This window comes from Pyxidicoccus fallax (assembly GCF_012933655.1).
Taxonomy (GTDB): Bacteria; Myxococcota; Myxococcia; order Myxococcales; family Myxococcaceae; genus Myxococcus; species Myxococcus fallax.
Window position 1 is genome coordinate 63,030 of record NZ_JABBJJ010000002.1, and the last position, 15,174, is coordinate 78,203.

A 15,174-nucleotide genomic window follows, 5' to 3' on the forward strand; every position below is an offset into this window, starting at 1 on the left:
CCCAGAAGCAGCAGGACGATTCTCATATGGCGCCTATGACGCACGAGCCGCCCCGCGCTTCAAAGCCACGGCGGGTATGGGCCGCCAGACGGAAAGTTACAGCCCCTCAGGCGAGGCGAACGCGGCGAACAGCTCTCCGGCGAGGTAGGCGCGCGAGCCCTTGGCGGCGGGACGGATGTAGTCGTTGAGCACGGCCCCACCCTGGCTGGCCTGGTGCTTCGTGGGCGCGGACAGGTTGAGCCGGCTGCGCGCCACGCCCTTGCCACCGCGGTGGATGAACGTGACGGTGCCGTCCGCGTCCACACCCTCGACGACGCCGATGTGGGTCATCCCATCATTGCGGCGGCCATCGCGGTTGCGGTCATACGTCTCGCGGAAGAAGACGAGGTCGCCCGGACGCGGGGACTGGTGGTGGACGGTGCCCACCTCGATGGCGCGGCGGAAGATGGCGGAGACGGCGTTCTCCCCGGCGAGGAAGCCGTGCGCCACCAGGTCGATGCCACCCGCGAGATACGCGAGACGCACGAAGCCGGAGCAGTCATTGGGCACGCCACGGCTGAGCTTGCGCGCGCCGACGAGCTCGATGGAGCGCTTGACGATGGCGCGCCCCAGCTCCGTCGGAGAGAGCATCTCGTCCCAGAAGCGTCCCGTCGTGTTCGCCGGGCCCGTCACCAGCGCCGCGGCCTGCAGCGCGGCGGCGATCACTCCCGCCGTCACCAGCCGCACCTTCTCCTCCCGCTCGGAGTCCGTCATCGCTTCCGGAGCCGCCGCCACGGGAGTCCCCTCCACCGTCGCCACCGGCACCGTGCTCGCCTGCCCTGCCACGGAGTGTGGGTCGGCGGCCGTCACCGCGTTCCCGGCCGGTGCCACCATCGCCGGAGCCGTGGGCTCCATGGCCACCGGAGGCTCCGCGGCGCGGGTCTTCACGGTGGCACAGCCGACGAGAGCACAGAGGGGAATGGCGGCGAGCAGACGCAGGCGAAGCAACAGCACTCCTCCGGGGGGTTGTTGGGGCTGCATTCAATCCCACGTCCAGGGTGGGCCGCCAAGAACTCTCCGTCTCACCCCTCCCAGGTGGAGAGCATCTCTCGCACCCGCGCGTACCTCTGGAGCAGGGCCGCGCGGTGGGCGCTGAGCATGACCATGGAGCCGATGACGAGCAGGCCCAGCATGAACAGCGACGCGGCGGCGATGCGGTGGTCCCTCATGCCGAAGCGCACGAGGTTGGCGGCGATGCACGTCACCAGGAACGCGGTGCCCAGGTACACGTACGAGCGGATGCGCAGCGCGATGCCGAAGCCCACGCCCACCACGCACAGCACGACGCACAGGAGCATGGAGCCGCCATCGCTGAACATGAGCGGCTTCCACGCGCCCGCCACGTAGATGCCGGTGACGGCCACCGCGCGCAGCCGCGCGTAGGTGTGCTCCTCGATGGAGTCGCGGAACACGCGCAGGAGCGCGAGCAGCGAGAGCCCGGCGGGGATGACGTAGTACTGCGGCTCGCCCGCGCCGGTGCCCTGCCATACCAGCAGCAGCGCGGCGTTGAAGGCCACCACCGCCGCCAGCGACGCCACGCTCCGCCGCGCCGGGTGCGTGCCCAGCGCGGAGAAGTGCGCGGCGTGCCCCACCAGCAGCGCGGCCACCTGGAGCGGCTCGCCCCACGGCGCGGAGAGCAGGCCCGCCAGCGGGAAGAGGAACGCACCCACCAGCGCGGGCCGGCGGAAGGCCTCCAGCCCCGAGCCCTCGCGCTGGACGAAGAAGTAGAGGCCCGTGAAGAGCGCGCCACCCACCAGGGCCGCGAGGCTGTCCGCGACGTCCGGGTGCGCGCCCATGCCCAGCAGGCGCACGGACAGGTAGCCCAGGGCGAGCACCGCCTGCGCGAGGAAGGCGGACCGTTCATCCCCCTCCCCCGCGGCGCGGCGCACCAGCGCGAAGAGCAGCACCGCCAGCGACACGGAGGCGACGAGCGCCTCGCGCAGCGCGCCCTCGGTGGCGCCCAGCAGGGACAGCCCCAGCAGCACCTCGGTGAGCGCCACCACGGTGAAGCCGTGCCCCACGCCCCGGCGAAGCTTCTCCCCCGCCACGAAGAGCGCCAGCGTGGCGAGCAGCGCGCTCGCGGCGCCGAAGTACGGGAGGATGAACTCCGAGCCTCGGCCCGACGAGTACACCGCGCCCAGGTGCATCAGCCACCCGTGCACCGCGGCGAGCGAGGCCAGCCAGCCCACCACCTCGCGCCCGCGCCGCCGCAGCACCACGGTCCACGCGGAGCCCAGGCCGAAGAGGATGCACAGCGGCGTGCCCGCGTGCCTCAAGTCTCGCAGGCCCGCCAGCGACAGCAGCGCCAGCACCCAGCCACCATGGTGCAGCGCCGCGCCCACGCGCACGCCGCGCGCGTCCAGCGCGAAGCCCACGAGGCACAACACCAGGCCCGTCCCGCTGACCACCGCGGGCGCCCACAGCGGCGGCACCGCGGCGATGAGCGACGCGCCCAGCAGCACCGTGGCCACGTTGGCCATCCACCGCTCGCGCGCCACCATCAGGACGGCCGACGTCAGCGCGGCGCCCACCGCCACCGGAAGCGGCAGCGAGCCCACGCCCGAGTCCAGCAACCACCCCGTCAGCAACAGGCCGAGCGCGCCCGCGCTACCGGCCCACAGCGGCTCGCTCCAGGTGCCGTCGAGCTCCGGCAGCACCCGCGCGAAGGCGGCGGAGAGCGCGCGCTGCACGCGGCCGGACTGGCACGCGGCGGACAGCAGCGCCGCGCCGAGCGCCACGGCGATGACGGCCAGCCCCGGCGCGAACGAACCGTCCCGGAAGAACATCCCGCGGTCCAGGCCCGCGGGCGCCAGCGCCAGGGCCCAGACGGCGGGGGTGAGCAGCCAGCGCCGCGACAGCAGGAACGCGGCGGCGGCGAGCACTGCCGCCAGCCCGGCCAGCCGGTCTGTCGAGGGGACGTCCAGCACCGGCAGCGTGGCGAGGACGAGCGCCGCGCTGACGGACGCGAACCGCAGGTGCTTGTCCGGCGGGCAGCGGAAGAAGGCCCAGAGCGCCGCGGGCCGGTGGTGCTCGGCCAGGGCCAGGGCCAGCAGCAGCCCGGTGACGATGGGCCGCGCCTGCGGCACGAAGAGGAGCAGCAGCGCGGAGCCGCAGACGCGCAGGAAGGGCTGGGGCCCGGGCATCAGCACCAGCGCGGCGGCGAGGAAGTACAGCGGCGTGGGCGCACGCCACACCACCATCAGCATCAGTGCCGACGCGCCCGCGAGCGCCCCCTGCATCCACGAGGACAGCGCGTGCCGGGGCTTCTCCTCCGACGAGCGCAGCAGCAGCGACGCCACGGCCGGGAAGTGCTCCACGGCGCGCACCACGGCGAGGGCCACCAGCGGCAGCGCGTTCACCCAGGCCGGCGGACGCCCACCCGCCATGGCGATGCCCACCAGCGAGTAGGGCACCATGAGCGAGGCGAAGAAGGGCTGGCGGTTGGCGCGCGTCCACAGCAGCGGCAGCAACACCGTGCCCGCCAGGAGCAGCGGCAGGCCCGCGTCATCCCACTCCGCCACGGCGATGCCCAACACGATGGCGGCGGACAGCGTGGCGACCATCGCGAAGCGCCCGCCTCCCGCGCCGGTGCGCAGCACGGCGGGCACCTCCTCCAGCACGGCGAGGACGCTCAGCGCGGCGGCCAGGGCCAGGAGTGCCACGGGGCCGAAGCTCGACACGCCCACGGTGGCGTACAGCGCGGCGACGGCGACACTGAGCCCCGCGGGCAGGGCGCGCGCGGTGAGCAGGGCCGCGAGCGCCGCGCCCAGCATGAGGACCCCGTACTGCCGCGACCCACCCACCACGGCGGTGATGAGCGGGAAGAGCAGCGCCACGACGCCCGCGGTGGTGGTGCTGGCGCTCCGTCCCCAGCGCGCGGCGGTGACGGACGTGCCCAGCGACCAGAGGACGAACAGCGCCATGGACAGGGCCGGAGACATCCACCCGCCCCACGGTGAGTAGTACGTCCCGCTATCAGGCAGCAGCGCGAGCGCGGCGATGACCACCGCGAGCGGCCGCACGAAGCGGAACGTGCGCGACGTCACGGCCACGGACGCCGCGGCGGTGAGAATCACCAGGCCCAGGCCCGGCGTCGTGGCAAGAACACCCCACGGCAGCGCCAGCAGCGCGTAGAAGACGGCGGGCACGCCGAGCAGCCGAACCAGCCCCCCACGCTGCCCCAGCAGCGCGAGCCCGAGCGCCACGAGCGCGAGGGCGGGCGCCACCCACGCCAGCGCCACCTCGCTGGCGAGCCGGGGCAGGAGCGCCGCGGCGAGGAACGCGGCATACGCCATGGCCGGTGGGCTCTGGAGGGCCCAGGCCGTGACGAGCGCCGCGGCGCCACACAGCGCCACACCCGTGACGGCCATCGCACTCCCATGGCCGAAGATGCCCATGAGGAATCCCACGGTGGACAGCACGCCCACGGCGGACGCGAGCAGCCAGCGCGTGCGCGCGGTGCACAGCAGGCACACGCCCGCGAGCAGCAGCCCCAGCACGCCGGACACCACCGACGCGGCCTCGGAGCCCAGCAGGGACGCGGCATGGAAGGGCAGGAACATCACCAGCACGGCGCCGACGACCGTCAGGTAGAAGCGCTCCACCAGCAGGCCCACCGCGAGGCACACCACGGCCAGGCCGAGCGCGCTCCAGAAGGCCGGGCGCGCGTCGGGACCGGCCATGCCATGCAGGGCGAAGAGGGGGCTGGCCACGGCGGTGGCGCGCAGCAGCACCTCCGCGAGCGCGATGTCCCGCGCGTTGCCCGTGCGCTCACCGCGCCACAGGCGCCACACCGCGAGCACGGCGCCGGCGGTGACGAAGGGCAACGCGGTCAGCGCGCCGAACTGGAGCGGCAGCGCCTCGTTGACGGGGTAGCCGAGCCGGGCCTTGAGCCTGTCGATGAAGAGCCTCACCGCGCCGGGGATGAGCTGCGCGCTGGAGCCATAGGAGAAGTACGCGCCGACGTAGGCGCCGTACACCCAGGGCAGACGGGCCACATTGCCGCGCGCCAGCGTCACCATCGTCCAGGTGAGGATGGCGGCGGTGAAGAAGAAGCCGGGCGCGGGAGCGGTGGCGGCGGTGATGAGGCAGACCACCTGGAGCGAGGCCACGCCGAGCGCGAGGGAATCCGTGGCGCGCTCCGGCGGAAGCGCGCGGAAGCGCAGCGCGGTGGCGAGCAGGAAGGCGACGAAGGGCGCGTAGGTGCCCGGCGACGGCTCCAGGTCCACACCCACCAGCGCCACGTGCAGCCGCACCGAGTACAGGGCGAGCAGGTAGAGCGGCGCGGCCACAGCGAACACGAGCGCGATGCCCTTGCGTGGCTCGGCGATGGGCCGGGTGGAGAGGACGTAGAACAGCACGCACGGCAGGACGTTGAGCCAAGGCGCGAGGCCGCCGAGCTTCGCGGCGAGCGGCGCGAGTCCCATCATCAACGTGGCCGCGGCGAGGCCGGCCTGGACGAAGGGACGCGAGGGCGCGTCGAAGGCCTCCGCCGGCTTGCGGACGAGGACGGCCGCGACCCCGGACCAGACGAGCAGCGCCGGGACGAGCAGCACGGGTCCGACGCCGCCGAGCTGGAGCGCCTCTCCGAAGTCGAAGGGCCCGAGCGCGATGCCCGCCAGCGGAGCCACCGCCGCGCCGATGAGGCCGAGGATGTTGCCGGGATTGCGCAGCGCCTCGCGCCGCGCGAGGTACGCGCCCCAGATGGAGAAGCCCGCGGCGGAGCCCGCCGTCATTCCGAAGACGGTGAGCGAGCGGACGCTGGAGGACATCCCCGCCCAGCTCTCGAAGACGAAGTACAGGGTGCCGGAGAGGATGAGGAAGGCACCGACGAACCACATGATGCTCTCGTAGAGGAACGGCCTCCACACCCGGTTCCAGGTGGAGGTCTCCTCGACGAGGCGCGCGGTGAGGCTGCGCGGCGCGGGAGGCTCGGCGTACGGCTCCGCGGGATTCTCGGGCAGCGACGTCTCGGGCCACGGCAGGCCCGGGCCGCGCGCCGCATCCGCCTGGGCTTCCGAGCCCGCACCGGAACCGTGAGCAGCCGTCCGGTACGCCGCCGGCCACGCGTCTTCCTTCCCTTCCTCGTCCGCAGCCTGGGAGGCATGGGCCTGCGCCGGAATCTCCCCTGCCTGGGCCCGCGTGCCGCCAGCCGCCTCGTTCGGCGCGTGGGTTTCGGAACCTTCCACTGCTCGCGCGGTGGCGGCGTCTTCCGCTCGCGCATGGACATTCCTCTCGTCCGCTCCGCGCGTGGAGGCCGCGGACTCCGCCGCCGTCACCGGCTCGGAGACCGTCGCTCCCACGGGAGTCGCGCCGACCGCGTCCTCACCCTTCGCATCGAACGCCCCAGGCGCGCCGGCCGGCGTCACCGGCCCCAGCGCCACCGCGGACGCCCCCATCATCGACGGTGCGGAGAACGAAGCAGCCACCTCCCCCGCGGGCGCTGTCTCCGCAACCTCGGTGGAAGTCTCGGCGCGCACGGCCGGGCCCTGGCCCACGGCCCCCGAGGAAGCCTCGGCGACCCCGGCCGCGACCTGCCCTACCGCCTCCGGAGGCGTCTCGGTGAGCACGGCAAGGAGGATGCGGGCCTGCCGCTCGTACCGCTCGGAGATGAACCGCGCGACGTTGCGCGGCACCTCGGAGGTGTCCCAGCGCTTCAGCTCATCCAGGAGGAAGTGGACGTGCGCGAGCTCCGCTTCCACGGCAGCGCGCGGTCTCGCGGTCATCTCCGTGCCGCAGAGCGCGCATCGGCGTGCTTGGCCGAGCCGCTCCTGCCGGCAATCAGGGCAGTACATATCTCCCCCTCGTTACAACTGACGTGCCACCCAGGATGCCCCGGAACCCGGGCCGGAGGAAGCCGCCCTCCCAGTTCCCTCGCGCCGCCCTGTGTATCGCCCCGGTGTCACCTGTGCACCGGGCTGCACACTTGGAAGGCCGATTGAGTCCTGGCGGTGCCACGCCTACCCATGTTCGGTGGCGGCAGGCGACGGACCAGGATTATGCCTGGGGGCCGCCTGCGGCTTCTACCGTTGCGAGGAGAAGCTGGAGCTGGCCGGAGATATCGAGCTGGCACTCTTCCCAGGCGCGCGCCCACCTGCGCCTGCGGCGCCGGGCAGTGGGCCGCGGAGGAACTGGGGAGGCGCGGGAAAGCTCCCCCGCCCTGGAGCGTGAGGTCTCGTGACACATGAGTCGGTACTTCTGGCTGCGCGAGGCTGAGAAGGCAGTAACGGCCAGCTTCGATGCTGCACACAAATGGGGGCTGCCCGGCGCGCGGTGCCACACGTGCGGAACCACGTGGGCGAGTTCAGGGCACCAGTACCCCGCGGTGGACCTGTCGCAGCTGCCCGAGCGTCACGCGTTCGAAAAGGCCAGACCCGAGCCTTTCCCCGAGTTCGCGCGTCTGCGGGAGTTGGTGCGCCCCCTGGCGCCCCCTGATGCCGCGTTGCCACCCGGAACAACCTTCGGTCCCCTGGTAGGCCGTGCCTCCGGGAAGTTCGGCCCGTTCACGTCCCTGGGGCACGTGCTTTGGGTGGTTCGCCGGGATGCACTGGAGCGCCTCCAGGCGGAAGGGGTGCGCGGACTGCAGGGCTGCCGGACGGAGCTGCGGTTCCGGCAGAAGGACCCGCCGGAGCTGCTGGAGCTTCAGATAGAGCCGCACGGCCGGCTCCATCGGGACTGCATTCCGCCCGATGTGCCGCCACCCTGCGCGACCTGTGGCTGGGTGTATTTCCGGCTCCCGGAGGAACCCATCCTGGATGCGGCCTCGCTGCCCACGGACCTGGACCTGTTCCGCGTGGGCAACTACGCCACGGTGATTGTGGGCACCGAGCGCTTCATGGACGCCGTCCGCCGCCTGGAACTGCCCGGCATCACCTTCCACGAGCTGCCCACCCGCTGAAGGTGCTGGAGCGCGGCACACACACAGCCTGCCCCTGGCCCCCGGGCGCGGGCTGTGGAACGTTGCGGCCCCCATGAGCACGAGCATGGAAGACCTCATCATCCGTCCCATCGAGCCCCGGGACGACGCGGCGGTGGCCGCCATCATCCGCACCGTGATGCCGGAGTTCGGCGCGGACGGCCCCGGCTTCGCCATCCACGACCCCGAGGTATCGACGATGAGCGCCGCGTACTCGCGGCCCCAGCACGCCTACTTCGTACTGGAGCGCGCGGGCCGCGTCATCGGCGGCGCCGGCATCGCCCCCCTGGAGGGCGGCGACCCGGGCGTCTGCGAGCTGCGCAAGATGTACTTCCTCCCCGAGGCCCGGGGCCTGGGCGCGGGCGAGCGGATGCTCCGCCGCTGCCTCACCTTCGCGCGCGAGGCGGGCTTCCGGCGCTGCTACCTGGAGACCCTCGCCGGGATGCAGCAGGCCCAGAAGCTCTACCGCCGCCTGGGCTTCGAGCCGCTCTGCGCCCCCATGGGCAAGACGGGCCACTTCGGCTGCGACAACTGGTACGCGCTGGATTTGACGAAGCCGGCCGCCTGACCTCCAAGGTCTCCCGCGCACCACACTACCCTCTCGCCTCCCTGCCCTCCCGGCGGCCCCGGGGGCGAGCCTGGGCCGTGCCGCGCCTCCGTCCCCATCCTTCGGGGACAGGAGGCGAACCATGGCGAAGAAGCAGGACAAGGGTCAGGGACGGATGGACGCGAGGGACGAGCCCGAGAGCCAGCCTCGCAAGGCGGACTCCGGGGACGTGTCGGGCCAGGGCCGCGAGCGCCGGGACGATACGGACGTCTACCCCGCCAATCGCAACGCCGGTGACTTCGGCACCCACGGCGGCCCGAACAAGAACGGCGAAAAGCGCTCGGATGACCTCGGCCCGGAAACCCAGGACGTCTAGCCGGCGCGCCCCCGCGCGCGTGAGCGCGAGGACGGTCCGTCCACCCCCGGAGCAGGCACCGGGGGTGGTGGCCGAGCCGCCGCCCCGCCCGGACAAGGCCCCCTTCGACATCGACGAGGTGCTCCCCCGAATCCGCGAGCAGGTGCGCGGCTTCGCGGACGCGGCCATGTTCGCGCTCGCGGCGCGCGGCCATGACTCGCTCTTCGAGCAGCTCGTGGCCTGCATCCTCTCCATCCGCACGCTGGACGAGGTGAGCCTGCCGGTGTCGCTGGCCCTGCTGGGACGCGCTTCCACGCCCGAGGCCATGGCCCGGCTGACGCCGGAGGAGATTGACGACCTCATCCGCCCCGTCACCTTCCACGAGCCGAAGGCGCGGCAGATTCACGCCATCGCCGTGCGGACGCGCGACGAGTTCGGCGGGAAGCTCCCGTGTGACGCGCGGGTGCTCCAGTCCTTCAAGGGCGTGGGCCCCAAGTGCGCGAACCTGTCGCTCGGCATCGCCTGCGGCCACGAGGCCATCAGCGTGGACATCCACGTGCACCGGGTGACGAACCGCTGGGGCTACGTGACGGCGCGCACGCCAGAGGCCACGCTGGAGGCGCTGGAGGCCCAGCTCCCCCGCGCGTACTGGGTGGAAATCAACCGGCTGCTGGTGCCCTTCGGCAAGCACGTGTGCACGGGCGCGAGGCCCAAGTGCTCCACGTGCCCGGTGCTCCAATACTGCCGACAAGTGGGCGTGACGGACCCGCGCTGAAGCGCGGGCTACCGGTCCCGTCCCACGAGCTGCGTGGCCCGCCGCGCGGCTCGCCGCCACGGGTTGGTGCGGCCCCCGTTCTCCAGCGTGATTTCCTTCGAGTGCCGCAGGTCCTTCGCCCAGCACCGCTGCAGCTTGCGGACGAACTCCGGGTCGGAAATCACGAGCGAGCCCTCGCCCAGCTTGTTGAGCGACAGCGAGTCCAGGTTGGTGGAGCCCACCACCGCGAGCCAGTCGTCCACGAGCATCGTCTTCGCGTGCATCATTGATGGCTGGTACTCGTAGATGCGCGCCCCCGCGGCCAGCAGCCGCTCGTAGGTGGAGCGCTGCGACGCGCGGATGATGGGCACGTCGTGCACCGGCCCCGGCCCCAGGATGCGCACCTCCACGCCCTGGCGGAGCTTCTCCTCCAGCTGCTCCAGAATCGCGTTCGGTGGCGTGAAGTACGCGTTGGCAATCCACAGCCGCTCGCGCGCGGCGGCGATGACCAGGCGCACCATGCGCTCGGCGTCGGTGACGCCCAGCTTGCCCGCGCTGTCGACGAAGCCCACGCTCGCGCACTCCTCCCCCACGTGCGTCTCATCGGGAGGTGGGAAGGCGCTCGGCGGCAGCAGCCCGCCACCGGCCTCCTGCCAGTGCCGCGAGAAGGACAGCTGCATGCGGAGCACCTCGGGGCCCTCGACGCGCACGCTGGTGTCGCGCCAGTTCTCCGGCTTCAGGCCGTCGCCCTCCCACACCTTCCAGATGCCGAAGCCGCCCGTGTAGCCGATGCGTCCGTCGACGACGACAATCTTGTTGTGGGTGCGCCCCAGGAGCCGGCCCATCACCTTGCCCGCGAGCAGCCGGTAGTAGTGCACCTCCACGCCGGCCTCGGTGAGCACCTTCTCCACCTGGAGGTCGAAGTCCTTGTCGCCGGCGACCTCCTCGCTGCCCACCGGGTCCACCACCACGCGGCACTGCACGCCCGCGCGAGCGCGCTCCACCAGCGCCTCCACGATGCGGTCCGACACGCCGCACGGCCGCCAGATGTAGACGAGGATGTGGACGCTCTGCTTCGCGTTGCGGATGTCCTCCAGCATGCGCTCGAAGACGGTGCCGTTCTCCAGCAGCTCCAGCCGGTGGCCCGGCATCAGCCCCACGCCGACGGACTGGTACAGCGCGAAGGAGAAGCCCGTGGGCCCGGGGGGCAGCATGAAGGGCCCCTGCATCTCGTGCCGGGCCCGCTCGCGGTCGCTGTCGAGGAAGTGTGCGCCAGCCTGCGGCAGCAGCTCCTCCAGTTCCTGCATTTCGTCCATGCGCGGCAACGTGGGGATGCTTCCCTGCCCCCGGCAACGCACGCCCGCCCGCCTGCCCACCAACGGACGGAGCGTCTTCTCCGGTTGCCGGCCGGCGCCGGGCTGTCCAGACTGCGCCCGTCCCCTTGCCTCCTGGAGAGCCGACCATGATGGTGGATGAAGGCCGCCCCACGGCGCACGAACTGCTGTCGCTGCCCCGCCTCGCGCCGCTGGTGCCCATGCTGTACGTGGCCTGGACGGACGGCGAGCTGAGCGCCAACGAGCTCCGCGCCCTGGGCGAGGCGGCCCGCCAGCAGCCCTGGCTGGATTTGCGCTCCAACGTGGTGCTCGCCCGCTGGCTGGACCCGGTGCTGCCGCCCAGCCCCGGGGAGCTGGCCGTGGTGAAGGACCACATCCGCCGCACCGCCGAGCAGCTCTCCCACAGCAGCCACCAGAGCCTCGCGGAGCTGGGCGCGCAGCTCGCGCAGGTCATCAGCGGCTCGGACGGGCTGCCCGCCCCCATGCCGGAGCTGTCCCGGGCGCTGTCCCAGCTGGAGCAGACGCTGGGCATCTCCGGCCGCGAGGCGGTGCGCTCGCTGGTGCCCCACGCCGCGCCCGCTCCCACGCACGAGGGCCCCACGGAGACGACCTCCTTCGACCCGGAGGCGCTGCGCGCGGTGCTGGACCGCAAGTACCCCGAGGCGCGCCAGAAGGTGCGCGCGTGGCTCGCGGACCCGGCCTTCCGTTACACGTCCACCCGGGACACCACGGCCTACCGCGACCAGGTCTTCAAGTGGCTGAAGTCGATGGCGGACCAGGGCCTGGGCCACATCGCCTTCCCGGCCGGCGACGAGACGGGCGCGGACCTGGGGGCCTTCATCGCCGCCTTCGAGACGCTGGCCTTCTTCGACCTGAGCCTCGTGGTGAAGGCGGGCGTCCACTTCGGCCTGTTCGGCGCGAGCATCCTCTTCCTCGGCACGGAGAAGCACCACCGCGAGTACCTGCCGAAGGTGGCCTCGCTGGAGCTGCCGGGCTGCTTCGCGATGAGCGAGCTGGGCCACGGCTCCAACGTGCGCGACGTGGAGACGGTGGCGCGCTACGACGCGGAGTCCGGCAACTTCGTGGTGCACACGCCGTCCGACAACGCGCGCAAGGAATGGATTGGCAACGCCGCGCGCCACGGGCGCATGGCCACCGTGTTCGCGCAGCTGGAAGTGGGCGGCAAGGCGCTGGGCGTGCACGCGCTGCTGGTGCCACTGCGCGACGAGGCGGGCCGCCTGCTGCCGGGCGTGCGAATCGAGGACTGCGGCGAGAAGATGGGCCTCAACGGCGTGGACAACGGCCGCATCTGGTTCAACCACGTGCGGGTGCCGCGGGAGAACCTGCTGGACCGCTTCGGGCGCGTGGACGAGAAGGGCGAGTACACGAGCGACATCCCCGGCGACTCCAAGCGCTTCTTCACGATGCTGGGCACGCTGGTGGCGGGCCGGGTGAGCGTGGCGTGCGCGGCGCTGAGCGCGGCCAAGAGCGGGCTGACCATCGCCGTGCGCTACGCGGAGCTGCGGCGCCAGTTCGGCCCGGTGGGCGCGCAGGAGGTGCGGCTGCTGGACCACCAGACGCACCAGGCGCGGCTCCTGAAGCCGCTGGCGAAGACGTACGCGCTGGACTTCGCGCTGGAGCACCTGGTGGAGCGGTACGTGAAGCGCACGGAGGAGGACGCGCGCGAGGTGGAGGCGCTGGCGGCGGGGCTGAAGGCGTACGCCACGTGGCACACCACCGCGGTGCTCCAGGAGGCGCGCGAGGCGTGCGGCGGCCAGGGCTACCTGGAGGCGAACCGGCTGCCGGCGCTGAAGGCGGACACGGACGTGTTCACCACCTTCGAGGGTGACAACACGGTGCTGATGCAGCTCGTCGCCAAGGGCCTCCTGACGGGCTACCGCCAGCGCTTCGAGGACGACCGCGTCTTCGCGGTGCTGCGGCTTCTGGCGGACCGGGCCACGGAGGCGGTGACGGACCGCAACCCCTTCGCGGCGCGGCGCACGGACAGCGAGCACCTGCGCGACGGCGACTTCCAGCTCCGCGTGCTGCGCTACCGGGAGGAGGACCTGCTGGCCTCGGTGTCGCGGCGGCTGCGCAAGCGGCTGGGCGCGGGAGTGGAGGCGTTCGAGGCGTTCAACCAGTGCCAGGAGCACCTGCTCGCGCTGGCGCACGCGCACGTGGAGCGGCTGGTGCTGGAGCAGTTCCTCAAGGGCGTGGCCGCCGTGCAGGAGCCGGGGCTGAAGACGGTGCTCGGGCGGCTGTGCGACCTCTACGGCCTGTCCTGCCTGGAGTCCGCGAGCGGCTGGTTCCTGGAGCACGGGCTCCTGGAGGGCTCCAAGGCGAAGGCCATCCGCAAGGAGGTGGAGCGGCTGTGCGCGGAGGTCCGACCGGACGCGGTGGCCCTGGTGGACGCGTTTGGGATTCCGGACACCAGCCTCGCGGCGCCCATCGGATTGGGCCGGCTTGCGCCATGAACGGAGCGGCCGGAGCTCACCCTCCGGTCGCTTCCCCCTCCGCGGGCTGCGCGGACAGGCGCTCCAGCGTCGTCAGCCAGCTCGCGAAGTGCGGGCACTCGCGCCGGACGGCCTCCAGGCCAATGCGACTCACCGCCGCGGGGCCGAAAAAGGTCTTGTCGTACCTGGGGAAGAGCTGGAGGAGACGCTTGGACGGAGCGGTCTCCGGTGAATCGTTGATGTGCTCGGGAGTCTCGAACGCGCCGCGAATCTTCTGGAGCTGCTGCAGCTCCGAAGGGGTGGCGCCAAGAACGTACCCCGTCGTCGCCACGTCACTGAAGAGGAGCGCCTCGAACTCGTGAACCTGGAGGTACGGCATTGGCGTAGCTGACCAGACCGCCCCGGAAGATTCGCTCCTTGCGGCGCCCCGTGGCGACACAGCGCGCGGCGACGAAGACCTGACGTTCGCCCAGATGCGGAGCGAGCAGGTCCCGCACGAAGGTCTCCTCGGTCTGCCCCTCGACGATGATGTTCAGCCGGATCACCGCGAAGGCCTCCCTCCCAGGACGTTCTTCATCCACAGCTCGCCCAGGCTGTACTCCTCCATCCACTGCGCGAACTCCTCGGTGGAGAGCCGCTTGAAGACGGACTGCCCGTCGCGGCGCTCCACGACAATCAGGTCCTCCAGCTCCAGCAGGTCGATGAGGGTCACGGACTGGGTGGCGAGGATGAGCTGGGTCCGGGTCGAGGCGCTCCGCAGCAGGGAGGCCAGGACGTTGATGGCGTAGGGATGCAGGCCCAACTCCGGCTCATCGATGAGGATGGTGGAGGGCAGCTCCGGCTGGAGCAACAGCGTCGCGAGGCAGATGAAGCGCAGCGTGCCGTCAGAGAGTTGGTGCGCCAGGAATGGGAAGTCCGAGCCCTGCTCGCGCCACTCCAGCTGGATGGAGTTCGGGGCCAGCGGAGAGGGACGCAGCATGAAGTCATCGAAGGTGGGCATCACCAGCCGGACCGCATCCCGGATGCGCTCGTACTCGGCCCCGTGCTGCACCTTGAGCCGATAGAGAAACGCCGCGAGGTTGCCCGCGTCGGACCGCAAGAAGAGGTTGTCGTTGAGGGCCCCTACCCCTTTGACATTCGCCGCGTCGCTTGTGTCGTGGAAGTGGTACACCCGCCATGCCTGAATGGCCGGAACAATGGCGGAGTAATACTCGGGCACCCCGATTTGAAGGCTCGGCGCGTGACTCTCGACATGCGCCGTTCCCAAAGAGTCCGCCATGGGCACCGTTCCGCCTGTGAAACGGAACAGCTCGTTGTGAAAAATCAGCCGGTTATCCACCGTGGGAACGAGGCTGAAGAGATAGCCGTTCTGGCCAAAATAGAGCTCCGCTTCTAGCCGGGCCGTCGTCCTGCGCCCGAAGTGAAGCAGCGCATCTGGCCCACCTCGTTGGGCTACATGAAGCTGAAGCCTCTTCTCGATCAGCTCATTCAACAGCCGGAAGAACGCGATGAAGTTGCTCTTGCCCGCGCTGTTCGCCCCGATGAGCACATTGAGCCGGCGCAGTTCCAGTCCCTCCAGCGACCGGATCGACTTGAAGCCCTTGATGGTCAGCTTCTCGAGTTGCGACATGACGGCCTTGCTCCCGGAGTCGATGCGGCGCGACGACAGCCCCACTCGACCGGTAGCAAACGGCTGGGGCATCCGGCCCCGCTTATCGCATCCGCCCCTCCATCAGGGAAGGACTGGCGCGCGCCGAGGCGGTGCGGAGGACCCAAC

At 71.6% G+C, this 15,174-nt stretch carries 11 protein-coding genes and 1 pseudogene; 6 read left to right on the forward strand and 6 right to left on the reverse strand.

Translation table 11 applies throughout. The features are described 5' to 3' along the window. Window positions 1-96: 96 nt before the first annotated feature. The gene (locus HG543_RS00810) at window positions 97-993 is read right to left on the reverse strand and encodes a CHAP domain-containing protein (RefSeq protein ID WP_343073236.1); all 897 of its coding nucleotides are present in this window, start codon (window positions 991-993) and stop codon (window positions 97-99) included. A 68-nt stretch (window positions 994-1,061) separates the two neighbouring features. Then, window positions 1,062-6,833, reverse strand: coding sequence for a hypothetical protein (locus tag HG543_RS00815; protein WP_246356657.1), 5,772 nt, complete (start codon window positions 6,831-6,833; stop codon window positions 1,062-1,064). A 202-nt stretch (window positions 6,834-7,035) separates the two neighbouring features. Here HG543_RS00815 and HG543_RS54350 point away from each other — a divergent pair. From HG543_RS54350 to HG543_RS00840, 5 genes and pseudogenes are all read left to right on the forward strand, one after another. Further along, window positions 7,036-7,194, forward strand: a pseudogene (locus HG543_RS54350) (DUF2380 domain-containing protein); the annotation flags it as partial. 28 nt (window positions 7,195-7,222) lie between these two features. Continuing rightward, window positions 7,223-7,936, forward strand: a complete 714-nt coding sequence (gene sitI6 / locus HG543_RS00825; protein ID WP_169342692.1) for a SitI6 family double-CXXCG motif immunity protein — start codon at window positions 7,223-7,225, stop codon at window positions 7,934-7,936. Window positions 7,937-8,009: 73 nt separating this feature from the next. Then, a complete protein-coding gene (locus HG543_RS00830) occupies window positions 8,010-8,522 on the forward strand; it encodes a GNAT family N-acetyltransferase (RefSeq protein WP_169342693.1) in 513 nt (170 codons plus the stop codon). A 121-nt stretch (window positions 8,523-8,643) separates the two neighbouring features. Then, window positions 8,644-8,877 carry a hypothetical protein gene (locus HG543_RS00835; RefSeq protein ID WP_169342694.1) on the forward strand — a complete coding sequence of 78 codons (234 nt, stop codon included), beginning with the start codon at window positions 8,644-8,646 and terminating at the stop codon, window positions 8,875-8,877. Between the two features lie 19 nt (window positions 8,878-8,896). Beyond that, window positions 8,897-9,631: an endonuclease III domain-containing protein gene (locus tag HG543_RS00840; RefSeq protein WP_371876499.1), complete on the forward strand. Its 735-nt coding sequence runs from the start codon at window positions 8,897-8,899 to the stop codon at window positions 9,629-9,631. 8 nt (window positions 9,632-9,639) lie between these two features. Here the strand turns inward: HG543_RS00840 and HG543_RS00845 are convergent, their stop codons facing one another. Next, the gene (locus HG543_RS00845; protein ID WP_169342696.1) at window positions 9,640-10,926 is read right to left on the reverse strand and encodes a phospholipase D-like domain-containing protein; all 1,287 of its coding nucleotides are present in this window, start codon (window positions 10,924-10,926) and stop codon (window positions 9,640-9,642) included. Window positions 10,927-11,072: 146 nt separating this feature from the next. On the opposite strand from HG543_RS00845, the gene HG543_RS00850 reads away from it, so the two are divergent. After that, window positions 11,073-13,418, forward strand: coding sequence for an acyl-CoA dehydrogenase family protein (locus tag HG543_RS00850; RefSeq protein WP_169342697.1), 2,346 nt, complete (start codon window positions 11,073-11,075; stop codon window positions 13,416-13,418). Window positions 13,419-13,434: 16 nt separating this feature from the next. Here the strand turns inward: HG543_RS00850 and HG543_RS00855 are convergent, their stop codons facing one another. The 3 genes from HG543_RS00855 to HG543_RS00860 are packed head-to-tail and all read right to left on the reverse strand — an operon-like array spanning window position 13,435 to window position 15,027. After that, window positions 13,435-13,776, reverse strand: a complete 342-nt coding sequence (locus HG543_RS00855) for a DUF4276 family protein (protein WP_211193645.1) — start codon at window positions 13,774-13,776, stop codon at window positions 13,435-13,437. Continuing rightward, the gene (locus HG543_RS54355; protein ID WP_211193646.1) at window positions 13,730-13,942 is read right to left on the reverse strand and encodes a DUF4276 family protein; all 213 of its coding nucleotides are present in this window, start codon (window positions 13,940-13,942) and stop codon (window positions 13,730-13,732) included. The genes HG543_RS00855 and HG543_RS54355 overlap by 47 nt, the downstream gene beginning before the upstream one ends. Then, entirely contained in the window at window positions 13,939-15,027 is a 1,089-nt protein-coding gene (locus HG543_RS00860) for an AAA family ATPase (protein ID WP_169342698.1), read from the reverse strand. Before HG543_RS00860 ends, HG543_RS54355 begins: the two co-directional genes overlap by 4 nt. Window positions 15,028-15,174: the final 147 nt, after the last annotated feature.